Raw genomic sequence first — 25,976 nt, 5'->3', positions numbered from 1 at the left:
TAAGTGCATCAATATCATCAGGATCCGTTAGATCTTCTGTTAAATCTTCTGCAATTTCGTCGGCTATTTCTTCAGCAGCTTCTTCAATTGGTTCTTGCGTTTCAGGCTCGGGCTGCTCTTCTGGTACAGCATTCTCTATCGAAGCCATAAGTGCATCAATATCATCAGGATCCGTTAGATCTTCTGTTAAATCTTCTGCAATTTCGTCGGCTATTTCTTCAGCAACTTCTTCAATGGGTTCTTGCGCTTCAGGCTCCGGCTGCTCTTCTGGTTCAGCATTATCTATCGAAGCCATAAGTGCATCGATATCATCAGGGTCGGTTAGGTCTTCTGTTAAATCTTCAGCTATTTCTTCAGCAACTTCTTCAATTGCTTCTTGCGCTTCAGGCTGTTCTTCTGGCTTAGCATTGTCTATCGAAGCCATAAGTGCATCGATATCATCAGGGTCGGTTAAGTCACCTGATAAATCTTCAGCTATTTCTTCAGCAGCTTCTTGCGCTTCAGGCTGTTCTTCTGGCTTAGCATTGTCTATCGAAGCCATCAGCGCATCAATATCATCAGGATCGGTTAAGTCGCCGGATAAGTCTTCTAGCTCGTCTTTTGCACCTTCTACTACTGCTTCAGGCTCAGCTTTGTCTATTGAAGCCATCAGCGCATCAATATCATCAGGATCTGTTAAGTCACCTGATAAGTCTTCTAGCTCATCTTCTGCACCATCTACTACTTCTTCAGGCTCAGCTTTGTCTATTGAAGCCATAAGTGCATCGATATCATCAGGATCTGTTAAGTCACCTGATAAGTCTTCTAAGTCATCATCTTCAACTTTTTTCGATTCTTCTGACTCTGAAATTGAAGCCATTAATGCATCAATATCATCGGGGTCGGTCAGATCACCAGATAAGTCTTCATCTTCAGTTGCTGCATCGGCGGATTCTAATTCATCTGGAACAGGCTCAGATCTTTCATCTAAGGTTTCAAGTTCGTCCGAACTGCCAAGTAAGTCATCTAACATGTCTTGATCAAGAGATTTATCTTCTTCAGACACTGGCGATGAGTCATTGATGCCTGACAATAAAGCATCTAAATCATCTTGGGCGAGTTCTCCACCCTCTAATGAAATATCTTCTAAATCGTCAATTTCGTCATCTAGGTGAATAACATCATCATCAGTAACAGTGTCATCAAGTAATTGGGTGTCATCACTTAATTCTGTATCATCATTTAATAAATCTAAGTCATCTGCAAAAAGATCATCTTCATCTTCGGCAAGATCGATAGCTAGCTCATCGTCTAAAGACAGTTCATCATCTAACGATAACTCTTCACTTAGTGAAGCTTCTTCGTCAGCGTTAGCTTCTACTGGTACTTCTTCTTTTGGCTGTTCTTCCGCTTTAGTTTCTTTGCTAGCTTTGATTTCGTCTTTAGGTTCATCTTTTGATTTTCTTGATAGGAAAAACCAAAGAGCGCCGCCAACTAAGAGTAATGTAGGAATGGTAAAAATAAGAAGTTGGAACCAAAGGCTTGAAGTAAAGCTATTATTTTCAGCTGCCAATCTTTCTTTTTCAAGACGTAGTGCAGCTTCTCGTTCTTCAGCTTTATCTAACAGAGCTTGTTGAAGAGCAAGCATGTCGTTCATTTGAAGTTTAATTTCTTTGCTTTTAGCAACTTCTTCTTGCATGACATTGAGTTGTTCATTAAATGAGGAAAGCTTACTTCTTAATCCTTCATTTTCTCTAAGTAAAGCTTGTAAACCGTCGATTGAGTCAAGCACATCACGTTGAATAGTTGATAAACGTTCGGTTTGATCATTACCAAAAGTTTGTAATTTTTCGTTTATTTCTACTTTTGCTGCGTCTAAATCTTTCTTTTTAACAGAAAGCTCTTCGGGTTTGGTTTCTTTTTTTACTTCAGCTTTTACAACTTTCTTTTCCCAATTTTTATCGTCGGCATTAGACTTAATTTGGGCTAAGTTTCTATCGATTGCTCTCATTTCGTCAATAGAAGGGATTTGTAAATAGGCGCCTGTAGCAAGGTGGTTAAGATTATTTCCCACAAAGGCTTGAGGATTACGAGCAAATAGCGATTGCATTACTTGATAGATAGATAATGTGTTATCAGGTCTAACCTTTAAGGCAATATTCCATAAAGTATCTTTTGGCGTTATAGGTCCATATTGCTCATATTGAACAACATCAGATGACTTTGGTCCTTTAATACTGATTCCAACTTCTTCAGCCATTGCTGTAGAAGCACTAAAACCAGTAAATATCATTACCTGCCAGAGGCACAGGCGTAAAAATTGTTGCATTACAACATTCCTATTTATTATTAATAGAGCCAATATTCTGTCACATTACAGACCAAATAAAACAAAGCAAAGTTTATTCCAACTCATTATATAATGCCAGCAGTCGTTATTGAACAACACCTTAATGTATAGCAAATGACTTTATTTATCACTAGAGATGTTATTGATTAGTTCAGCGTCCTGCTTTTAAGTTGGAAGGTTTAAATTCTTTTCTTTTAAATAAGATTCAGCCTAAAGAAAATCCTTATCGCCCTTTGTTATCTCACCAACTTGTTTAACACAATCAATAAAGCCTTTTGCTTTAATGTTATTAAAACACTTTATCTTGTGTACAGCGATGAAAACAGTATGCAGGATGACTAATTACTATATCGGTAATTTATTGTTTTTCTGTAATTTTATTATTAATTATTTTCTTACTCTCATAAAAAAACTCACCATTACTAAGTAATGATGAGTTTAAGTATAACGGCTTATAGGTTATTAAATTAAGATAAATGATCTTTTATTAATAACTCAGCAATTTGAATACTGTTTGTTGCTGCGCCTTTACGTGTATTGTCAGCAACAATCCACATGTTTATGCCGCAGTTGTGGCTAATATCTTCACGAACACGGCCAACAAATGTCTCATCTTTGCCGCTAGCTTCGCCAATTTGTGTTGGGAAGTCTTCATCGTTACGGCATAAAACTACACCTTCAGCTTGCTCTAACAAGTCTTTAACTTCTTCAGCTGAAATAGGTGAGTTTGTTTCAATATGTAGTGCTTCGCCATGTCCGTAAAATACAGGAACACGAACAGCTGTTGGGTTAACTAAGATGTTGTCGTCGCCGAAAATCTTTTTAGTTTCCCAAACCATTTTCATTTCTTCTTTGGTGTAACCGTTTTCTAAAAACACGTCAATTTGTGGAATAACGTTAAACGCTATTTGACGAGAAAAGTTTTTAGATTCAACAGGCTTACCACTTAATAAATCAGCTGTTTGTTTAGCTAATTCATCCATTGATTCTTTACCACCACCAGAAACTGATTGATAAGTACACACGTTAATACGTGAAATACCTACAGCATCTTGAATTGGTTTTAATGCAACTAACATTTGAATCGTTGAACAGTTAGGGTTAGCAATAATGTTACGGTTGCGGTATTCACCTAATGCTTGAGGGTTTACTTCAGGCACGATTAGTGGAATATCGTCTTCGTAGCGAAACTCAGATGTATTATCAATAACAATACAACCTGCATCACCAGCAATTGGTGCAAATTTAGCTGAGGTAGCACCACCTGCTGAGAAGAAACCAATTTGTGCTTGGCTAAAGTCAAAGTTGTCTGCATTCAGAACTTCGATACTTTCACCTTTAAATTCAATAAATTCACCAGCAGAACGAGCACTTGCTAATGGGTAAAGTTTATTGATTGGGAAGTCTCTTTGTTCAAGAATCTCAATAATTGTTTTGCCTACTAGGCCTGTTGCGCCAAGTACGCATACATCAAATTTCTGTGCCATGATCCTCTCTCTTTTAGATTAACTATTTGCTGAAGCCAAGGCGATGCGGCACACCTTCATTGGCTTGATTATTCATAGATACGGTTACTGCCGAAAACTCCCTACGAGCTGGGTATGTTTTGCGAATGTGGTCGAATCCTTGAGTGTTTATTTGTTGTCTAAATATACCATCATCACGTCTAACATCGTAAACCATTTTTACTAGTTGGTTTAATAATATTCCATCAAACTCTTGCTTTAATTCTACTGAGTTTATTGAGGCGCTAGGTAATAAGTCTTTTAGTGCTTTATTAGCAGGAATATTTAGCTGTTTACATAATGCCTGATAGAGCATTTCTGTGCCACGAGCTTTTCCTTCTAAGCTATAACCAGCAATGTGTGCGCTAGCTATTTCTGCATATTCAATAAGTGGATGTAACAGGTTAGGTTCACCTTCCCAAACATCTAATATCAACTTAGTTTGCATGCCATTTTGTTTAAGTTGCAATAAGGCTTTGTTATCTATTACTTCACCACGGCAAGCGTTTATTAATATTTGCTCGCGGGTTAAGTTTTTAAGTTTGGTTTCATTGAGTAAATGATAAGTTGGATGTTCACCATCTTGAGTTAATGGCACATGAAGAGAAATAACATCGCAAGCTAATGCTTCATCTAACGAAACAAAGTTTCTTGTGTCGTTAGGACTTTCAGCTAAAACAGGATCACACATTACATATTCAATGCCTAATGCACTAAGCTTTTCGCTTAATCTAGTACCTGTATTACCTGCACCAACAATACCTACTTTTAACGAGAATAAATCAATTAAGTAACGTTCACTCATGACAACTAATGCACTTAACACATATTCAGCAACTGAAATTGCATTACAACCGGGTGCTGATGTAAAAGGAACATCTCGGCTCTTTAAATAAGTTTGATCAATATGATCAACACCTATTGTTGCCGTACCCACAAATTGCAGTGATTTATTGTTCGCTAAAAGGCTTTCATTTACTTTGGTAATAGAACGCACTAACAATACATCAGCATTTCCTACCATTTCAGCATTTAGCTCTCGGCCAGCAAAAGGATAAAGTGTACCCAAGTCGCCAAAAAATTCTTTTGCGAATGGCATGTTTTCATCGTGATATATGTTCATAGCATTAGTTCTGAAATTTTTAGTGTAATTACTTTATTTTACCCTAGAAAACAAAAAACCACTAAAGCTATCTTTAGTGGTTTTGTATTTTTTATCCAAGCATTTACTTAAAAAGTAAATAATGCTCGGTAATAAGGCTTATTTATTAATAACAAATAAAGCTTATTTGTATTTTTGCATCACTAATGTTGCATTAGTTCCACCAAAGCCAAAACTATTAGACATAGCTAAGTTAATTTCAGCATCGCGTTTTTCAGTTACGATATCTAAGCCTTCAGCTTTTTCATCTAATGTATCAATGTTAATTGAAGGAGCAACAAAGCTGTGTTCCATCATTAATAAAGTATAAATAGCTTCATGAACGCCAGCAGCACCTAATGCATGCCCTGTCATTGCTTTTGTTGCTGAAATAGCTGGAGAATCTGCTCCAAATACTTCTTGAATAGCACCCAATTCTTTAACATCGCCAACTGGAGTAGAAGTACCGTGAGTGTTTAAGTAATCAACTTTACCTTCAACACCTTGCATAGCTTGTTGCATACAACGGATAGCACCTTCACCACTTGGAGCAACCATATCGTAACCGTCTGAAGTTGCGCCGTAGCCAACAACTTCTGCGTAGATGTGTGCGCCACGAGCTAAAGCATGTTCTAGTTCTTCAACAACTAACATACCGCCACCACCAGAGATAACAAAACCATCGCGGTTAGCATCATAGGTACGTGAAGCAGTTTCAGGAGCATCATTATATTTAGACGATAATGCACCCATGCCATCAAACATCATAGCTAATGACCAATGAACTTCTTCACCACCGCCAGCAAATACGATGTCTTGCTTACCTAATTGAATAAGCTCAGCAGCATGACCAATACAATGAGCACTTGTTGCACAAGCAGAACTCATTGAATAGTTAACACCTAAAATTTTAAATGGCGTTGCTAAACACGCTGAAACTGTGCTCGACATTGTTTTAGGAACAGCATAAGGACCAACACGCTTTATGCCCTTTTCACGTAAAATATCAGTAGTTTTAACTATAACTTCTGATGATGCGCCACCTGAGCCGGCTACAATACCTGTACGGAAATTAGAAACTTGTTCAGGTGTTAATTTAGCGTCATCAATAGCTTGTTGCATAGCTATATAAGAGTAACCTGCTGCATCAGCCATAAAACGAACAGCTTTACGATCAATATGATCGGTAATGTTGATGTCTGGTTTGCCCCAAACTTGACTGCGTAAGCCTGCTTCAGCAAAACTCTCTGCACGAGAGATACCTGAGCGGCCTTCTTTTAAAGATGCTAATACTTCTTCGCTATTGTTGCCAATACTTGACACAATGCCTAATCCAGTGATTACTACACGTTTCATTTATATAACCATTTCAAAATTTAAAAATTCGAGCTTATCATACAGATAAATACTCGCCATCTGGTCTGCTCAGTGTACACCTGTACACTCATTTCTTCAATTGAATAACTGTTGAATACCAATTGCTTTAAAAAAAAGCTAAAATAATACTGTTTTCTATTCCTTTAAATAAGACATTATAATCCAGTGAACTCAAAAACTTCTCTTATATTTCAAGATAATGGTGCACCTTACTGCAAGAATTTCGACGATATATATTTCGATAGCAAAACCGGTTGCCAGCAAAGTACAACTGTTTTCATTGAAGCGAATAAAATTGTAGACCGATTAAAGAATAATGATAGCTTATTTACGATTGCGGAAACAGGTTTTGGTACAGGATTAAACTTTCTATTAACGTTAGAAGCCTACAAGCTGGCTAATAATAATGCTCTGCTAGAAAATAATTCACAAGACAATTCAGATAAGACTACAACATCAGAAGCCAAATCTCTTCAAACTCAAAAACTGCATTTTATTAGCGTAGAAAAATATCCATTAAATAAACAAGACTTAGCGAAGTCTTTACTCTTATTTCCGCACTTGTCAGAGTTTTATCAACCTTTACTTGACCAGTACCCTGAAAATATTGAAACAATAAAAAATGATTTATTAAGCTTTAGCTTTTTTGATAACCGTGTAAATTTAACACTTTATATAGGTGATGCGACTGACGTTTATTCGAACGTAAAGTCACCTAAAGAAGGCTTGGTAGATGCTTGGTATTTAGATGGTTTTTCTCCAAGAAAGAACCCTGAAATGTGGAGTATTGAACTATTTACACAAATAGCGAGATTAGCAAAAGAGCAGTCAACATTATCAACATTTACTATTGCCGGTTTTGTTAGACGACAACTCATTGATGTTGGATTTAGATTACAAAAAATAGAAACATCAGGACTGAAAAAAGAAGTTTTAAAAGCAGTTTATCAACAAACAAAATTAGTTGGGAAAGGCTACCAAACTCGCCCAAGGATCACCAAACCACAACATGTTGCTATGATAGGTGGTGGTATCGCCTCTGCTTGTGCAGCTTATTTTTTAACAACACAAGGCGTTAAAGTTACCTTGTATTGTAAAGATAATACTGTAGCACAAGGCGCATCAAGTAATGCTATCGGAGCTTTATTCCCTTTATTACATCAACAAAGAGATGATATTAGTGAATTTTATGAAACCGCTTATTGGCATGCTTTAGATTTATATCATTCGTTATTAGAGCAAGGCTTTAACTTCTCACATCAATGGTGTGGTTTATTAGAAGTATCTTACAAGCCAGCACTAGAAAAACGTCAAGCTTTGTTTGATGAAATACAAGCTTGGCCTAAAAAACTTATTCACTCTATTAATGCTAAACAAGCTCAAGAAGTTAGTAATCTACCTCTAAAACAAGGTGGTTTATTTATGCCTAAAGCTGGCTGGATTGCCCCTCAAGAATTGGTGCATGCACTATTAGAAGCAGCAAGAACTACTAATAGATTAAGAGTGGAGAATTCGATAGCAATCGAATCAATCACACAAAACTCAGACTTAACTTGGCAGCTCAATACAGTTAAAAAAGCTATAAAAAAACAAATCAAAGAAGATGTTGTTATTGTTTGTGGTGGTGCAGACTCTATTCATATTAATACAATTAATGATTTGCCTTTAACATCGGTGAGAGGGCAAATTACAAGCATGAAAAGTGATGATGATATTGGCAAGCTTTCCACAGTTATTTGCCATAAAGGTTACTTAACACCTGCTCATAAAAATATTCATTGTATTGGAGCTACTTTTGATAAAAACAGTTTTGATATAACAGTCAATCCAGAAGGAGATGAATACAACTTAGGCATGCTTGATCAGTGCCTGCCTGAATTAACAAATTGGACTAAAACAGATGTTGCCTCGGCTAAAGCCCGATTAAGATGCATGACCCCCGATCATTTACCTTTAGTAGGCGCAATGCCTAATATTGAAGAACATGTAACAACTTACGCTCATCTAAGAAAAGATAAGAACTGGAAGTTTTACCAAACAGCTCCAACAATAAATAATTTATACGTATTAACTGGCTTAGGTGCTAGAGGTTTATGTAGCGCACCACTTGCCGCTGAAATTTTAGCCGCCGATATATGTGGAACCCCCTACCCTGTAAATCGCAAAATGTTATTTAACCTTTCGCCGAATCGCTTTGTTATCAGAGATCTGATTAAACGAAAACTATAAAAATTCCTCTATTTCAATCATTCAAGTGCTTAAAAATACTTATTAATGAACTACAATTTAGGTTTATTAAAAATAAAAGCAGCTTTCCTAGAGATTAGTACTGCTCTTCATGCTACTTTTCGGTATAATATTCCGCGCTTAATTTCATCTATTTTCATTTATATTTAACAACAGGTAACTCCATGTCTGTACAACAGAAAGAAGTCGATTTACGTCGTACCTTCGCCATTATTTCGCATCCTGATGCAGGTAAAACAACTATTACCGAAAAAGTATTACTTTTCGGACAAGCTTTACAAAAAGCAGGTACGGTAAAAGGTAAAAAATCAGGACAACATGCAAAATCAGATTGGATGGAAATGGAGAAAGATCGTGGTATTTCAATTACCACCTCTGTAATGCAATTCCCTTATAACAAGTGTTTAGTAAACTTACTTGATACTCCTGGTCATGAAGATTTCTCAGAAGATACTTATCGCACACTAACAGCCGTTGATTCATGTTTAATGGTAATTGATGTTGCAAAGGGTGTTGAAGCAAGAACAATTAAGCTGATGGAAGTTACTCGCTTACGTGACACGCCTATTATTACTTTCATGAATAAAATGGACCGTGATGTACGTGATCCTATGGAAGTGATGGATGAAGTTGAAGATGTATTAAAAATTAAGTGCGCCCCTATTACTTGGCCAATTGGCATGGGTAAAGAATTTAAAGGTGTATATAACCTATTAACTAACGAAACATTTCTTTATCAAACGGGCCAAGGCCATACGATCCAAGAAAAGCGTGTTATTAAAGGTTTAGATAACCCAGAACTTGATGAAGTACTAGGCAGTTATGCTGAAGATTTACGTGATGAACTTGAACTTGTTCAAGGTGCTTCTCACGAATTTGATTTAGAAGAGTTTCTAAAAGGTGAACTTACACCGGTATTTTTTGGTACTGCTTTAGGCAACTTTGGTGTTGACCACATGCTTGACGGTTTAACTAAGTGGGCACCAAAACCTTTACCACGTTTAACTTCAACTCGTGAAGTAAAAGCCGAAGAAGAAAAGTTCTCTGGTTTTGTATTTAAAATTCAAGCCAATATGGATCCAAAACATCGTGACCGTATTGCTTTCATGCGTATTTGCTCAGGTAAATATGAAAAAGGCATGAAAATGAAACAAGTACGTATTGGCAAAGATGTAAAGATTGCCGATGCTGTAACCTTTATGGCGGGTGATAGATCAAACGTTGAAGAGGCCTACGCTGGCGATATTATAGGTTTACATAACCACGGTAGTATTCAAATTGGTGATACTTTTACCGCTGGTGAAGATATGAAATTTAGTGGTATTCCTAACTTTGCGCCAGAAATGTTCCGTCGCATTCGTTTACGAGATCCACTTAAAATGAAGCAACTTCAAAAAGGCTTAATACAGCTTTCTGAAGAAGGTGCTGTGCAAGTATTTAGACCATTAAATTCAAACGACTTAATTGTTGGTGCTGTTGGTGTACTTCAATTTGAAGTTGTTGTTCAGCGTTTACGCACGGAATACAAAGTTGAAGCGATTTATGAACCAATCAGTGTTGCAACAGCTCGCTGGTGTACATGTGATAATGAAAGAACGTTAGAGCAATTTAGAAAGAAAGCTTTTGATAACTTAGCGTTAGATGGCGGTGATAACTTAACGTATATCGCACCAACTATGGTTAATTTGAGTTTGGCGCAAGAGCGAGCGCCAGATATCGTCTTCCATAAGACACGTGAACACTAAATTTCTTCGTATATAATATTTTAGCTACATTGCTGTCGTCGTTTTTGAAAGTCACATAGTAAACTATGCTCCTATAAAAAACGCCTCGGCGGCTTTGCTAAAAGAATATATACTTTGAAATTATTTTAGGTGTCGTTGTTAACTTTTTCTCGGCATTATTTTATTATTTTTATTTGTCACTTAGTAAACTAAGCTCCTCATAAAAATAATAAAATGCTTTGATAAAAAACTAACAACTTAACCAAATAATAAAGAATATTTGGGTATTATGATCATGTTATTCATAATCGATTAACTAACATATACTTTAAAATCACTTATAATAAATTATTTAACGAGCTGCTTTATATTTTAAGTAGTTTGTAGGTTTATCTTTATAAACAAAGATAAAACCAAACAACAATAACAGAGCTTATTAAAATGAATATTAAGAACTTACTTGCTGCAATCGTTTCTGACGCTATGACAGCAGCAGGATTACCAGAAGGCACTAACCCTGCACTTAGCCTTTCGACTAAACCACAGTTTGGTGATTACCAAGTTAACGGTGTTATGGGCGCGGCTAAGAAGCTGAAAACTAATCCTCGTGAATTAGCGACTAAGGTCGTTGAAGTACTAGAACCAGCATTAGTTGGTAAAGGTATTGCTGAAAAACTTGAATTAGCTGGTCCTGGTTTTATTAATATTCATTTAGACAAAAAATGGTTAAGTGAACAATTATCAAATAGCTCTAACGATGTAAATTTAGGTGTAACTCAGCGTGGAACTTTGCCTGGTGAAAAACAACAAACTGTCGTTGTAGATTACTCAGCGCCAAATCTTGCTAAAGAAATGCACGTAGGTCACTTACGTTCAACCATTATTGGTGACGCTGTTGTTCGCGCCTTAGAATTTCGTGGCGACAAAGTTATTCGTCAAAATCACATGGGTGATTGGGGTACACAGTTCGGTATGTTACTCGCTCATTTAAGTGACAAACTAGCTTCTGATGAAGTAGCTGAAACCGCACTTGCAGATTTAGAAAATTTTTACCGTGAAGCAAAAGTAAGATTTGATAACGAAGATGGCTTTGCTGATAGAGCTCGTGATTATGTAGTTAAGTTACAAAGTGGCGATGCAGATTGTGCTGTACTTTGGCAACAGTTTATTGATATTTCTATTGCTCATAGTGAAGACATTTATAAAAAATTAAACGTGACGTTAACACGTGACGATATTATGGGTGAAAGTGCTTACAACCCTGACCTTCCAAAAGTTATAGACGAGCTTATGGCTCAAGGTGTGGCAGAAGAAAGCCAAGGCGCTAAAGTTGTTTTTATTAATGAAATGGCAAATAAAGATGGCGAACCTTCTGTATTTATCGTTCAAAAATCTGGTGGCGGTTACTTATACGCAACAACTGATTTATCAGCTTGTAGATACCGTAGTAACGAGTTAAAGGCTGACCGTATTATTATCTTCACCGATGCTCGTCAATCTCTGCATTTTAAACAGGTTGAAACCGTTGCTCGTAAAGCTGGATTTTTACCTGAAAATGTAGGCTATGATCACTGCCCATTTGGCATGATGATGGGTGACGACGGTAAGCCATTTAAAACTCGTACTGGTGGAACAATTAAACTAGCAGAGTTACTTGATGAAGCTGTAGTTCGTGCAAGTGCTTTAATTAAAGAAAAAAATCCTGATTTTTCTGATGAGTTTTTAGCAGAAATCTCAAGCAAGGTTGGTATTGGCGCAGTTAAATTTGCTGATTTATCTAAAAACAGAACCAGCGATTACATCTTCAATTGGAAAACCATGTTGAGCTTTGAAGGTGCTACAGCGCCTTATTTACAATATGCTTACTCGCGTATTCAAAGTATATTCACTAAAGCGGGCATATCTGCTGATCAACTTGATTACTCTCAACTAAACCTTGTTGAAGTACAAGAAAAAGCGCTAGCGATGAAGATATTACAACTTGAAGAAGTTATTGATTCTGTTATCTCTGAATGTACACCTAACTTGCTTTGTAACTATTTATACGAGCTAGCAAGTTTATACATGACTTTTTATGAAGCTTGTCCGATTTTAAAAGACGACATTAGCGAAGATGTTAAAAAATCTCGTTTAGCTTTATGTGCTCTAGTATCTAAAACCTTAAATAAAGGTTTAGATATCTTAGGTATCGAAGTAATGGAAAGAATGTAATCTGTTTGATTGTCTGAATAACGACATGAATAACAACCTGATGACGACAAGGTTAGCCTTATGTTATTAACTGATAGCCACTGCCATTTAGATTTTGACACTTTTTCTCATGAACTAGAGTCACTATTAAAGCAGTGCTATCAATCAGGTATACACAGAATTATTATCCCAGCGGTTTCACCTGAAAACTGGGATAAGGTTTTAACCTTATCAAGTCAATCTAAATTAAACGCAGCTCACTTTTCACCTTCTTCACTTCCCTCCTCTAACACTAAACTAGATGCTTTTTCAGCTAATAAAAGCAAACCGCATGCTCAAGTCTTTGCTTGTTTAGGTATTCATCCTTGGTTTATGGACAACATAGATAAAAGTTCTTTAGATAACTTGTCGCTAAAAATAGCTCAACATACTCAAGATATTGTCGCTATTGGTGAAACGGGAATAGATAAGGTTATTGCTGACGAAAAAAATAATATAAAGCAGCAAATAGACTTTTTTGAACATCATCTTATCTTAAGTAATCAACATAACTTACCGGTTATTGTGCATCATCGCCGTTCTCACGATCTCATTATTCCCTTATTAAAAAAGCATAAAGTAAAGAGTCATGGTGTTATTCACGCTTTCTCAGGGAGTTATCAGCAAGCTAAAGATTATGTAGATTTAGGGTTTAAACTAGGAGTGGGTGGAACAATTACTTACGATCGAGCTCAAAAAACCATTAAAGCGATCAAGAAGCTACCATTAGAAAGCTTGTTATTAGAAACCGATGCGCCAAGCATGCCCTTACAGGGATTTCAGGGTGAAGAGAACTCACCACTTAAGTTAGTGAATATCTTAAATTGCTTGAATGATATACGCTCTGAGAGCTTAGAAGATATCACTAAAACTATTGAAAATAATATTAATGAACTATTTTTCAACAGGTAATCTAAAACCTTGACGGCTGAAACGATTTAAACCTCTTGTTAATAAAAAGCCAATAAAAACAGACATCACAATCATCAATCTTAACATGGCATGGTTATCGTAATTAGTGTCATAAAGATCTTCAATAAAATAACTTTTTTTCACCGTTATTCTCATAAAACCAATTAACTCATCAGTACGAATTTCTTGAATAAGGGGAATATATTCGTCGCTCTTATTACTTTTATTTAGCGTAATACCATAAACATCTTTTATACTCGCGTCACTACCTGACACGGCTAAGGTTTTACCTGTAGCATCATAAACATGTGCATCGTAAACCCAATCAGCACGAGCGACACTATCAACATACTTTTCTAGTTCATCTTGATTATCAATGAGTTCTAACGATAAAACACCAGAAATAGCTTGGTCTAAATGTTGTTCAGCCACATGATAAAAATGCTCATGAATGGTTTTCTCTGAATGGTTATTACTTGTAACCCATAAATTCAATAAAACAATAATCAACACAATCGCTATACCTAATTGTATTAATTTATTATAAATAGGAGATAATTTAGGGTATAAAGGCAGATTAGGTGCTTCCATAATCCTCTATGATATTTGCTTCTCTATGGATACACTATAGAGGGTTCTTGAAGTATTTAAAATAACTAGAGAACATCTTTTTACAGATGAAGGCCATTTAACGCTATATTTATGTCATTTATCAGCAAATGAATAAATAATAATGAGATAATGGTGTGATACAAAACGCTAAATAAACTAAATAATATCGATTTTATTATCTAATTAATTTATTTTAAACCACTTAATAATGATTAATAAAATAGGTACCAATACAAAGTAGGCTTTTAAAAGTGACTAATAACGTACAAAAATTTACCCTAGATAAAGTTAATTCATTTTCTCTTTCACAAATTATTTTACCCACTCAAACATCCAATTTATTTCCATTTAGCGTGGCGTTATCTGCAAACGAATTATCTATAGCGGAGAATTGTTTATGCAGTTCATCGGTTTCTGGTTCTTCAGAACAAATTGCTGCAATAACTCACTCTGAGAATTCTGCAGAATTAGTGGTTTTTAGTGATATCTCTATTTCTTTACTATCAAAATTAATTTTAGCCTGCGATATTTCATTAACAGCACTAACAGCAATTAATGATCGAAATAACCTAATAAGTTACCGCTTTGCAGTTTCAGTAAATGATCTCAGTACTGCGCGACAAAAGCTTATCTCATTTGCTGAAGCTAACAACATTGAAGCTGCTATTTTATTAGATGCACCTAAATTAGATACTCCAGGTTTATTAGTAATGGATATGGACTCAACCACTATAGAAATTGAGTGTATTGATGAAATAGCTATATTAGCCGGTGTAGGTGAACAAGTTTCTGCTGTTACAGAGCTTGCAATGCAAGGTAAACTAGATTTCTCTGAAAGTTTATATCAACGTGTTGCTACTTTAGAAAATGCCTCAGAACAGATTCTGGCTGACGTAGCAAAAAACATCCCTTTAATGATGGGGTTAGAGACATTAATTACTGAATTGAAAAAACATCAATGGCGTGTAGCTATTGCATCCGGCGGCTTTACTTACTTTGCTGATCATTTAAAAGATATGCTTTCTTTAGATGCGGCTTATGCTAATACATTAGAAATTGTTGATGGAAAGCTAACAGGTAAAGTATTAGGTAAAGTAGTTGATGCAAATGTTAAAGCTGAATGTTTAACGTTATTGAGTAAAGAATACAACATTCCTCACCAACAAACCGTTGCTATGGGTGATGGCGCTAACGACTTAGTGATGATGGAAGCAGCCAATTTAGGTGTTGCTTTTCATGCAAAATCAATTGTAAAAGCTAAAGCAGATACAGCAATCAATACCTCAGGCTTAGATTGCATGATCCATTGGCTAGCATAATTAAGTTCTCGTAAAGACTTAACTTATTTTCTTTTAACGCGAGATTACTTGATAGGTTTCTCGCGTTTTAATTTAAACCTAACCTAGTTCTCGTCATTGCTTCTTGTGTAATATCTAGCACTTGAACAACACCAGCAACACTCCAAATCTCCTGCTCTACTTGTTTACCTCTATGTATCGCATAAGAGCTAATATAACTAAGTTCTGGATTAAGATAATCCATATCTGGGACATTTGTTCGTGAAAGCTTTAGCTGTAAGCATAAGAAATGCCCTCTTTTTAAAGCACCTTTGATAAACATATCCTGTAATTTTAAGGTATTTAGCTCTGAAGCCACTTTAGTAATTACACGCTCTTCAATATTTTCTGCGTCAGAATTAATAGCTACATATAAAACTTCAGTAATAGGCTGATCAGTGGCATGCATTTTCTTTAAATTAAGCATTAAAGCATTCGTCATACTTAAATTACTTAAAATAGGATATAAATTATAATGCCCAACTTTATCGCTTAACTCGCGCATAGTAGGCATTAACTTACCGTACTCTTGGGCACAACCAAGGGCTTCAAATTTATAACGGCTACCGCTTGTTTGTATAATTAAATTAGGAATATTTACACTACTGCTATAAATATTACGTAACGGCTTAACCAAACCTTGAACCATAGAAGCGTATTCATCAAGTGTTAACTTATCTTTGTTCTTTTCAATCAAGGCTTTGAAAAAAGCTTTACCTATGTGTTTATGCTTATCTATTTGTACTCTAAGATTAATAATCGTTTTCTTTTCGTTTATTCTAACAATAATGTAAGGCAGAGACTTTAATTCAAATGAAGAAGTTATTTTCTGTAAATTAGTAAACGATAAGTAAACAATATCACCTTTATTTAACGAAATAGCGTCTTCAAACTCTAACTTTAAACCCGAAGCTGAAAAATCAAGAGACTGTGCAGACCAACTCAAATCTTTATGTGTTACTTCAACATCAGTCTTAAATTTGAATCGAGATTCTTGTCTATGATTTTTATAATTTATCCCTATTTCTTCAACAATACAGGGAGTACTGATACGTTTATGACCAAAAGCTTTTATTTTAGAAGCATTAACATTATCAGCGGGAAAAGTTCGGTAAATAGCGGTTGAGTTTTCGTTAGTAATATCATTTGCTACAACCAAATAAGAAAGCTCATTAATCTTTTCTACATTTTCTTCACTGACGGGGAAATTTAAATATTGATTCTTCTTACTAAGGGAGTCAGATAATGTATAAAACGAATTTACCTTGTCTTTTTTTACATCAGAAATCGTAAGTGAAGTTATTGCAAAGTCCGACTTGTTAGCAGCAAAACCAAGAAACTCCGCCATAAAACCTTCGTCACCCTTAAGCTGTTCTTCATCTGCACTATAAAAATAAGACTTACCTTGGCTATGATGAATAAAACTATAAACCACTAATGCTTTACCTAGCACAAACAGCTTTTTTAAACGCTTAATTCTGTCTGGGGTTATAAGAAAGTGCAGTGTTGAATGTTTATTTTCATCTTGCCAGTACTCAAATATTTTATGATTATTCAAACATGTTAAAGCATATTTAGGACGTAACTTTTCATCCTGACCAGAGAGAAAAACAGGTAATTCATTAGATTTAGGTAATACATATTGTTCAAAATTTCTGGTCAACAAAGCAGAGATGGTATTATCTAAGTTAATCTTATAGCGTCTTTTATTGCCTTGGATAAAGCCTGTTAGAAAGGGTTTAAAACCATCTTTCACATTGTCATCATGATAAACTCTCTTCACGCCAACTAGTTGCATAGTATCAACAAGTTGGACATTCCTAACTTCGTAATTAAAGATATCTGATGAACCAAATTCAAACTCTTCTTCCAATCCCAAAAAGCGAATTGAAATGATTTGTCCCATCTGTATTTTTGTCGTGCTCGGTAATCTAAATCTGCAGCCATTTATACTGATATCAGAACTATGACATTCAATCTTACCTTCTTCACTCGTCACCAATATAGCAATGGAAAAATTCATGCGCTCTTCTGAACGGTTATAATATTCACTAAATTTATAAAGCTTTGCTGGGTATTGTGATTTTTCTAAAACTTGTTGTACTTTAGGTTTAGTCTCTTGAGTAACTTTTATACCTGCTTTTTCTTTTTGATATATTACCCTAAAGTTGTTTTCTGTATTTGTTATGGCTTCATATACACCTAACGTATAAATACCATATAAATTAATATTTTCGTTAAATACCTTAATGGCAACATCATCTAAAAAGTGTGTACGTTCTTCATGTTGAAATGGCTTACATTCACCATCAACTAGACCACGCAAATCAACTAAACGTGAACAAGGGGCTGCTAAACGTTTAATCTCCATTTTTAAAAGGAAACGTTCAGTCTTCGGGATATGAGCAGATTTGGCCGCAAACTTAGTTTCAAAGTCTTTACTGGCTACTTCTCCACGAAAGTAATCTATTATTTTTTTATACTTGGTAAAATTATTAGTCATTGAGTTTGTATATCAGTTAAAAAGCAGTAACAATTCGGTATATAAGTTATATACAAAATACTCATGCAATTTTATAGCACGGATCAATAAATAAAACATAGCAATTTCCATGCCTTGGATAAATCTAAAAACCAACTTACTTGCTATGTGTATGTTTTATCCTGCATACAAGTAAATAACCTTAAGCGATATAAAAGGTAACTTACGAGAAGGTCAGAAAGTTGACAACATATCTTGTGCTTTGTATTGCATAACAGAAATTGCTTAGATTATATCGAATGTTTTTGTTTAAGCGTTTGCTATAAGTCAATTTAAAAAACCAACCATTCAATGTAGTAATAAATAGGTAAAGTAATATGGCAAAGCCATCAAAAATCGAATTTGTTTGTACCGATTGTGGAATGAATCATTCTCGCTGGCAAGGTCAATGTAAATGCGGTGCTTGGAATACAATAACTGAAATGAAAGTTTCAGCAGCAAGTGCTAAAAAATCAACAGGTAATATTGGCGGTTATGCTGGTGGCGTTGGTGGTGGCTCTAAAAAGATCAACGAGATAGAGTCAACTGAAGCAGAAAAACATCTCACGGGTATAGGTGAACTTGATCGAGTTCTCTGTGGTGGAGTAACTACAGGCTCAGTTAATATTATTTCAGGAGACCCTGGTGCAGGTAAAACAACGTTACTTTCAGATCTTGTTGCTCGTATGTCTAAAACTACTGCATCTTTATACTGTACCGCTGAAGAATCACTTTCTCAATTCAAAAACCGTGTTCAACGCTTAAAGCTAAGTTATAACGAAGATTCTCTATATTTGCTTTCTGAAACCAGTGTTGAAGCTATTATTGAAGAACTAGATGCAAACAAAATCAAATTTGCTGTTATTGATTCTATTCAAGCCGTCGTTACCGAAAATGCTAATGGAAGCCCAGGTTCACCTTCACAAGTAAAAAGTGCCGCGCAGTTGTTAACTCAATATTGTAAGCAAAATAATGTGACGATGTTCCTTATTGCTCATGTAAACAAAAACAACGAAATAGCAGGCCCACAAACCTTAGTTCATATTGTTGATGCTTTATTACATATTGATACGAATGACGGCCAAATACGTACCTTAAGAGCCAACAAGAACCGCTTTGGCGATATTGATACCGTTGGTATTTTTAAAATGTGTGAAAAAGGCATGCTTAGTGTCGATAACCCAAGCGAAATATTTCTTTCAGGTTCAACCACTGAATCTCCCGGCTCAGCAATCACCTGTATTCGAAAAGGTAATCGCAATATATTGTTAGAAATACAATGCTTAACCACAGAAACAGAAGCCGAGTTTCCTCAGCGTGTTTGTGTAGGTTTAAATATGAATCGTATAAAAATGTTAACGGGCATATTACGTAAACATACCAAAACAAAAATATTTCACGACACATTTTTCAATATTGTTGGCGGTTTAAAAATTGACGAACTTGAGACTTGTATTGATCTAGCTTTGGTTACAGCATTACTTAGCAGTTTGAATGACTTTGTTATACCACGAAGCACATGTATTATGGGTGAATTGAGTTTGAATGGCGATGTACGCCCTATTGATAGTGGTGTGCCGCGCGTGAAAGAAGCTGCTCAGCATGGCTTTACACAAATAATAATTCCTTTTCGTAATTACCATAAATCGATGGAAGGTTTGGGCGCGACAATCACCCCTGTAAAAACTATTCATGAATTGTTAACGGTAATAAAATAAACATTATTAGCCCATATTCAACCCAAAAGTATTACCACAAATAATAAAGGCTACATTAAGTAGCCTTTATTGTATTTTAAATCTCTTATCTTACTCTGGTTCGTAATCTAAGTTAGCCGACAACCAACGTTCTACTTGCGGCATAGTCATGTCTTTTCTTATTGCGTAATCTTCAACTTGGTCTTTCGCTAATTTAGCTACGGCAAAATACTTCGCATCAGGGTGTGCAAAATAGAATCCACTTACAGCTGCACCAGGCCACATAGCGTAACTTGAGGTTAATTCCATACCTATGTTCTTTTCAACATCAAGAATCTTCCAAATCAAACCTTTCTCTGTATGTTCTGGACATGCAGGATATCCTGGAGCTGGACGTATTCCTTGGTACTTTTCACGAATTAAATCGTCATTTTCTAAGTTTTCGTCTTTAACGTAACCCCAATATTCTTTACGAATTTTTTCATGTAAATATTCGGCTGTAGCTTCAGCTAATCTATCAGCGATCGCTTTGGCCATAATACTGTTGTAGTCATCATGGTTCGCATCAAAAGCTTTTACAATTTCTTCAACACCAAAGCCGGCTGACACAGCAAATGCTCCAACATAATCTTTAACGCCTGATGCTTCATCAGCAACGTAATCAGATAAACAGCGATTATACTGTCCTGCTGGTTTCTTACTTTGTTGTCGCAGTTGATGAAAACGTTCGAGTTTGGTTGTTCTCGTATCATCTGTAAATAACACTAAATCATCATTCTCACGGTGTGCAGGGAATAAACCAAATACAGCTTTACCTTTTAACTTACCGTTATTAATAACATCATCAAGTAATTCATTAGCATCGTTAAAGAGTTTTGTTGCTTCTTCACCCACCACTTCATGGCGCAGTATTAACGGATATTTACCCGATAGTTGCCATGTCATGAAAAATGGTGTCCAATCGATGTAATTTCTAACTACTGATAAATCGATATCATCAAGTACTGTTACACCTAATTTTTCAGGAACCGTTGGTGTATAGTTTTCAAAACTAATTGGTACAGCATTTTTACGTGCATCTTCCAAAGAAACTAATGTAGAACGAGGACCTTTTTTATAATGGCGCTCTCTTACTCTTGCATATTCTTCATCTTGACGTTCCATAAATGCTGGACGAAGTTCATCAGATAACAATGCACTTACTACAGACACAGAGCGAGATGCATTAGATACATAAACAACGGGATGTTCGTATTGCGGTTCAATTTTAACAGCAGTATGGGCTTTAGAAGTGGTCGCTCCACCTATTAGTAAAGGTAAGTGGTAATCAAGTCGCTTCATTTCTTTGGCAACATGTACCATTTCATCAAGTGAAGGCGTGATCAAACCTGAAAGCCCAATAATGTCACATTTCTCTTCTTTTGCTACTCGAAGAATTTCTTCTGATGAAACCATTACACCTAAATCAATAATGTCGTAATTATTACATTGCAGAACAACGCCAACAATATTCTTACCAATATCGTGAACATCGCCTTTAACTGTGGCTAGTAATATTTTGCCGTTAGAGCTAGCTTCAGTTTTTTCAGCCTCAATAAATGGATTTAAGTGAGCAACCGCTTGCTTCATTACACGAGCTGACTTAACAACTTGTGGTAAAAACATTTCGCCAGCACCAAATAAGTCACCAACAACATTCATACCGTCCATTAATGGACCTTCAATAACATCAAGAGGACGCACAGCAATTAGGCGTGCAGCTTCTGTGTCTTCTAAAATAAATTCGTTTATACCTTTTACTAACGAGTACTCTAAACGTTTGTTAATTGGAAGTTCTCGCCAGCTTAAATCTGCTTTATTATTGGCTTTAGCGCCTTGGCCTCGATATTCTTCAGCCACATCAAGTAAGCGCTCTGTAGCCCCTTGATCTGTGTTTTGAATAACATCTTCAACAGCTTTTAATAAATCTTTTGGTATATCTGAATAAATAGATAACTGACCGGCGTTTACAATCCCCATGTCCATACCATTTTTAATGGCGTGATATAAAAACACAGCATGAATAGCTTCACGAACTGCGTTATTACCACGGAATGAGAAAGAAACGTTTGATACACCACCTGAAATCATGGCATGTGGCAAGTTGTCTTTAATATCTTTTACAGCTTCAATAAAATCGACAGCGTAATTATTATGTTCATCAATACCGGTAGCAACAGCAAAGATATTTGGATCAAAAATAATGTCTTCTGGTGGGAAACCAATTTCATCAACTAAAATGCGATAAGCACGTTCACATATTTCGAATTTACGCTCTCGAGTATCGGCTTGACCTACTTCGTCAAATGCCATAACAATAACAGCAGCACCGTAACGACGTAATAATTCAGCTTGATGACGGAAGATATCTTCGCCCTCTTTCATGCTGATAGAATTAACAATACCTTTACCCTGAATACACTTTAAACCTTCCTCTAAAATATCCCATTTAGACGAATCAATCATAATTGGCACTTTAGCGATATCAGGTTCACCTGCGATTAAATTCAAGAAGCGTATCATTGCAGCTTTCGAATCCAACATGCCTTCATCCATGTTGATATCAATAATCTGCGCACCGTTTTCTACTTGTTGTAAAGCAACGGCGATGGCTTCATCAAATTTCTCTTCAGTAATTAAACGTTTAAATACTGCAGAACCTGTAACATTTGTTCGCTCACCTACGTTAACAAACAAACTATCAGCGTTTATTGTTAGTGCTTCTAAACCAGATAAACGACATGCTATTTCGCGTGGTTTTATTTCGCGTGGAGTTTTACCTGCGACAGAGTCAGCCATGCCTTTAATATGATCAGGCGTTGTTCCACAACAACCACCAATAATATTTAAGAAGCCAGCTTCAGCCCATTCTGTTACATGGGTGTTCATGTCTTCTACGGTAAAGTCATACTCACCAAAAGCATTAGGTAATCCGGCGTTTGGATGTGCTGAAATAGCAGTATCTGATATACGACTTAACTCTTGAACATATTCACGTAATTCAACAGGACCTAAAGCACAGTTCAAACCAAAAGAAATAGGTTTAGCGTGGCGTAATGAATTATAAAAAGCTTCGGTAGTTTGACCTGATAATGTACGACCTGATGCATCAGTTATTGTTCCTGAGATCATTACCGGTAAGCGTACATCTAATTCTTCAAATACACATTCTACGGCAAATATTGCAGCTTTTGCGTTTAAGGTATCGAATATTGTTTCGATCAATATAAGGTCTGATCCACCTTCAATAAGTGCTTTTGTAGATTCGATGTAAGCATCTTTTAATTCATCAAAAGTAACATTACGAAAAGCGGGATCGTTTACGTCTGGAGATATTGAACAAGTTCGGTTTGTTGGACCTAAAACACCGGCAACAAAACGTGGTTTATCTGGATTTTTAGCGGTAAATTCATCGGCAGCTTGGCGAGCAATTTGTGCAGCAACTAAATTAATTTCAGCGCTGTAATCTTCCATATCGTAATCAGCCATTGCGATAGTGGTAGCATTGAAAGTATTCGTTTCAAGTATATCTGCGCCAGATTCTAAATATTCGCTGTGGATTGCTTTAATAATGTCGGGCTGCGTGAGCACCAACATATCATTATTACCCTTTACATCGGTATGCCAATCGGAAAAACGCTCACCTCGATAATCTTGCTCTTCAAACTTGTAAGCTTGGATCATAGTGCCCATAGCACCATCAAGTATTAAGATGTTTTTACGAAGTTGTTGTTCAAATATTTCAAAACTAGCTGACTTTTGCATCATATTTTCCGATAAAAGGTCTTTAAAATTATTAGAGATTGCTTAACTTCTTAACTAACCTTAGTTAGCGAGAAAGCTGTCAATCTATTGTATTAAATAAATATTTAGTTTTATTTAATCATTAGGGTTTATAGCTTTAATATTATTGGCGTCTAATTTATACGGAGTTATCTGATATACGTAATAATTAAGCCAGTTAGTAAACAATAAACTACCATGGCTACGCCAATTGCTGCTTACTTGTTTTTCAGGGTCGTCATCAGGATAATAATTTTTAGGTATTGCAGGTATTCCACCAGCTTTTATATCACGTAAAAATTCTTCATGTAATGTTTCAGCATCGTATTCTGGATGCCCAGTTAAATACACCTGCTTTTTATTTTTACTTGCAGCGACATAAACACCGGCTTCATCAGATTCAGCTATAATTTTAAGAGAAGGTATAGATAAATAATCTTCTCTGTCTATATAGCCGTAACGAGAATGAGGAACATTAAATAAATCTTCAAAACCTCGTGTTAACGACTCTTTAATATCTGTTGGTTTATGACTAAAAACACCTGAGAGCTTTTCTTTTCTTAAATGTCTTTGCAAACCATAGTGATAAAACAAAGCTGCATGTGCCCCCCAACATGAAAACATGGTTGAAGTTACATTATCTTCTGCCCAATCAAACACTTCGCAAATTTTGTCCCAAAAAGTAACTTGGTCATAATCCATTAATGCTAATGGAGCTCCAGTAACAATTAAACCATCGTATTGTTTATGTTTAATATCATCAAACAAACAATAGAAGTTTTCTAAATGTTCTTTAGGCGTATTTTTAGATTCGTTTGCATGAATACGTACAAACTCAAGATTAATTTGCAGTGGTGTATTCGATAGCATTCTTAAAATTTGTATTTCTGTCTCAATTTTATTCGGCATTAAATTAAGTATCGCCACTTGCATAGGACGAATTTCTTGACTGGCTGCACGATGCTCAGACATAACAAAAATATTCTCGTTATTCAAAACAGATAAGGCAGGTAATTTATCAGGAATTTTAATTGGCATAATACTTAACCTTTGAAATAAACAAATCTTAAAATGCGTAATTTAGCTCAATTGATTATAGCATTTTTAGTGTTAACCATGTCAACATCTAAACGTATAGACGTCTAAATGAATTATGGAGTTTATTTAAAACAATGACTAAGAGAAATGATATTGAATGATGAACTGGTTGAATTGGCTTTTATAAAAACTTAACTCAACCAGTTACTTTTTAAGCTAACAGCAATACATCTAGAGATTCATATATCGAGCTTAGAATTATTTAGAAATAGAAATCACTCCGATATCTCAAATAATAATACCTGGTTCATTTGCTTACCAAATACATTAAAATTATCGTCAGAAACTAAAAGTAAACTCATATTTCCAGAAGCTAATTTAGGCCCGAAAGTTATCCCTTCAATATTTGTAACTCTGTTTAGCGCGAATTGATGTTTAACTGAAGATAAATCTAACCAAAGTTGCTTCTTTGCAAGAAGAATAGATTCACCTTTAAGTGAAGAAATTTCTTTAGTATCTGTAGCTTCTGTTGAGTCGACTAAGTATAGTTTTACTCTATTTCCACCATCATCTAGACCTGAAGTATAAGCCCTTTCAACGACTATAAAGCGCTCAGATGACAATTGCAGTAAAGCGACTACGCCTGTTGTTCTGTATGCATCCTTTTTTGCTTTTTCCTCGTTAGGTAAAGCATCTAAATAATAGGTGAATTGCCGTTCAATACGTTTACTATCCAAGCTAAAGTAGGAGAAACGTACAGGAGCACCATGAGTTATTGTTGCTTCTCCACTATCTTGCTTTAGAGGACCCTCCATCGAAACCCATATACCTTTATTATCATGAGATAAACTGACGCCTTCAAATGCTGCATTAAAACGAGGACCTTTATTTTTCTTAATTTCAAAGTGTTCAGGTAATAAAAAAGCAGAAGTTAATTCTTGAGGTTGTTTATCTAGCTCACTAACAAAAATAGCAGGCGCTATATTATGTTTAACACTACCTTCGCTACTCCAAACAAATTGGTTGGTTTCCCTCATCACACGTAAGCTTTCTGGATCAAAGCCTTTGTTGCTAGTGCCTTCAGGTAATAACTTGGTCATTGAAATTAAATCAATATTTTCAATCTTATTATTTTCTATTTTAATATCAGCTTTATAATACCTAGGCTCTCCAAGTATATCTTTACTCTTGCCTCCACCATGGTCGCTAATCATGTAGAAATAACCATTTTTATAATCAATACTAGACAGGCCTCCTACTGATGAGTTTTTATATATTATGTTTTGCTCAATAATATATTCGTCCAAAAACTTAATTTTTGGAATACTCTCCGCTTGCAGTGGTTCAACAGTAAAAATGCTGACTAAAATAAATAACAAGATGCTTTTTTTCATCTGGATGCTCAATAATAACGTTTGTTCAACATTTAAACCTAGCTTGCTTAGAACTACAAATTTTTTATCTACCTTGATTCAATATAAATAA

The 25,976-nt window shown here is 35.6% G+C and carries 15 protein-coding genes; 6 read left to right on the top strand and 9 right to left on the bottom strand.

Annotation, left to right across the window (positions count from 1 at the left end; translation table 11 throughout):
* The 4 genes from Q5N69_RS13730 to fabB form a co-directional block, all read right to left on the bottom strand.
* Nucleotides 1-2,308, bottom strand: a 2,308-nt coding sequence (locus tag Q5N69_RS13730) for a FimV/HubP family polar landmark protein (protein WP_304369567.1), incomplete at its 3' end; no start/stop codon positions are given.
* Between the two features lie 488 nt (nt 2,309-2,796).
* Nucleotides 2,797-3,816, bottom strand: coding sequence for an aspartate-semialdehyde dehydrogenase (locus Q5N69_RS13725; protein ID WP_304369566.1), 1,020 nt, complete (start codon nt 3,814-3,816; stop codon nt 2,797-2,799).
* A gap of 22 nt (nt 3,817-3,838) precedes the next feature.
* Entirely contained in the window at nt 3,839-4,957 is a 1,119-nt protein-coding gene (locus Q5N69_RS13720; protein ID WP_304369565.1) for a 4-phosphoerythronate dehydrogenase, read from the bottom strand.
* A 162-nt stretch (nt 4,958-5,119) separates the two neighbouring features.
* Nucleotides 5,120-6,331, bottom strand: coding sequence for a beta-ketoacyl-ACP synthase I (fabB, locus tag Q5N69_RS13715; RefSeq protein ID WP_304369564.1), 1,212 nt, complete (start codon nt 6,329-6,331; stop codon nt 5,120-5,122).
* A gap of 186 nt (nt 6,332-6,517) precedes the next feature.
* Here fabB and mnmC point away from each other — a divergent pair, with 186 nt between their 5' ends.
* The 4 genes from mnmC (at nt 6,518) to Q5N69_RS13695 (ending at nt 13,464) form a co-directional block, all read left to right on the top strand.
* Nucleotides 6,518-8,581 carry a bifunctional tRNA (5-methylaminomethyl-2-thiouridine)(34)-methyltransferase MnmD/FAD-dependent 5-carboxymethylaminomethyl-2-thiouridine(34) oxidoreductase MnmC gene (gene mnmC, locus Q5N69_RS13710; protein ID WP_304369563.1) on the top strand — a complete coding sequence of 688 codons (2,064 nt, stop codon included), beginning with the start codon at nt 6,518-6,520 and terminating at the stop codon, nt 8,579-8,581.
* A 182-nt stretch (nt 8,582-8,763) separates the two neighbouring features.
* The gene (prfC, locus tag Q5N69_RS13705) at nt 8,764-10,344 is read left to right on the top strand and encodes a peptide chain release factor 3 (protein ID WP_304369562.1); all 1,581 of its coding nucleotides are present in this window, start codon (nt 8,764-8,766) and stop codon (nt 10,342-10,344) included.
* A 420-nt stretch (nt 10,345-10,764) separates the two neighbouring features.
* A complete protein-coding gene (gene argS, locus Q5N69_RS13700) occupies nt 10,765-12,534 on the top strand; it encodes an arginine--tRNA ligase (RefSeq protein WP_304369560.1) in 1,770 nt (589 codons plus the stop codon).
* A gap of 60 nt (nt 12,535-12,594) precedes the next feature.
* Nucleotides 12,595-13,464, top strand: a complete 870-nt coding sequence (locus Q5N69_RS13695; RefSeq protein WP_304369559.1) for a TatD family hydrolase — start codon at nt 12,595-12,597, stop codon at nt 13,462-13,464.
* On the opposite strand, the gene Q5N69_RS13690 is transcribed toward Q5N69_RS13695, so the two are convergent.
* The gene (locus tag Q5N69_RS13690) at nt 13,447-14,055 is read right to left on the bottom strand and encodes an AhpA/YtjB family protein (protein ID WP_304369557.1); all 609 of its coding nucleotides are present in this window, start codon (nt 14,053-14,055) and stop codon (nt 13,447-13,449) included. The two genes, Q5N69_RS13695 and Q5N69_RS13690, sit on opposite strands and share 18 nt — an antisense overlap.
* A gap of 272 nt (nt 14,056-14,327) precedes the next feature.
* On the opposite strand from Q5N69_RS13690, the gene serB reads away from it, so the two are divergent.
* Nucleotides 14,328-15,395, top strand: a complete 1,068-nt coding sequence (gene serB, locus Q5N69_RS13685; protein ID WP_304369555.1) for a phosphoserine phosphatase SerB — start codon at nt 14,328-14,330, stop codon at nt 15,393-15,395.
* Nucleotides 15,396-15,462: 67 nt separating this feature from the next.
* Here serB and Q5N69_RS13680 read toward each other — a convergent pair whose 3' ends face one another.
* Nucleotides 15,463-17,916 (bottom strand): PilZ domain-containing protein, encoded by a 2,454-nt coding sequence (locus tag Q5N69_RS13680; protein ID WP_304369553.1) that lies wholly within the window; start codon nt 17,914-17,916, stop codon nt 15,463-15,465.
* 356 nt (nt 17,917-18,272) lie between these two features.
* Here Q5N69_RS13680 and radA point away from each other — a divergent pair, with 356 nt between their 5' ends.
* Complete coding sequence (radA, locus tag Q5N69_RS13675) at nt 18,273-19,652, top strand: DNA repair protein RadA (RefSeq protein ID WP_304369552.1); 1,380 nt, start codon at nt 18,273-18,275, stop codon at nt 19,650-19,652.
* Between the two features lie 90 nt (nt 19,653-19,742).
* Here radA and metH read toward each other — a convergent pair whose 3' ends face one another.
* The 3 genes from metH to Q5N69_RS13660 form a co-directional block, all read right to left on the bottom strand.
* Complete coding sequence (metH, locus tag Q5N69_RS13670; RefSeq protein ID WP_304369550.1) at nt 19,743-23,435, bottom strand: methionine synthase; 3,693 nt, start codon at nt 23,433-23,435, stop codon at nt 19,743-19,745.
* A gap of 114 nt (nt 23,436-23,549) precedes the next feature.
* The gene (metA, locus tag Q5N69_RS13665; protein ID WP_304369548.1) at nt 23,550-24,491 is read right to left on the bottom strand and encodes a homoserine O-succinyltransferase; all 942 of its coding nucleotides are present in this window, start codon (nt 24,489-24,491) and stop codon (nt 23,550-23,552) included.
* Nucleotides 24,492-24,766: 275 nt separating this feature from the next.
* Nucleotides 24,767-25,885, bottom strand: coding sequence for an esterase-like activity of phytase family protein (locus tag Q5N69_RS13660; RefSeq protein WP_304369546.1), 1,119 nt, complete (start codon nt 25,883-25,885; stop codon nt 24,767-24,769).
* Nucleotides 25,886-25,976: the final 91 nt, after the last annotated feature.

Source organism: Pseudocolwellia sp. AS88, from assembly GCF_030551755.1.
GTDB lineage: Bacteria > Pseudomonadota > Gammaproteobacteria > Enterobacterales > Alteromonadaceae > Pseudocolwellia.
This window is presented reverse-complemented; position numbering and strand designations above follow the sequence as displayed.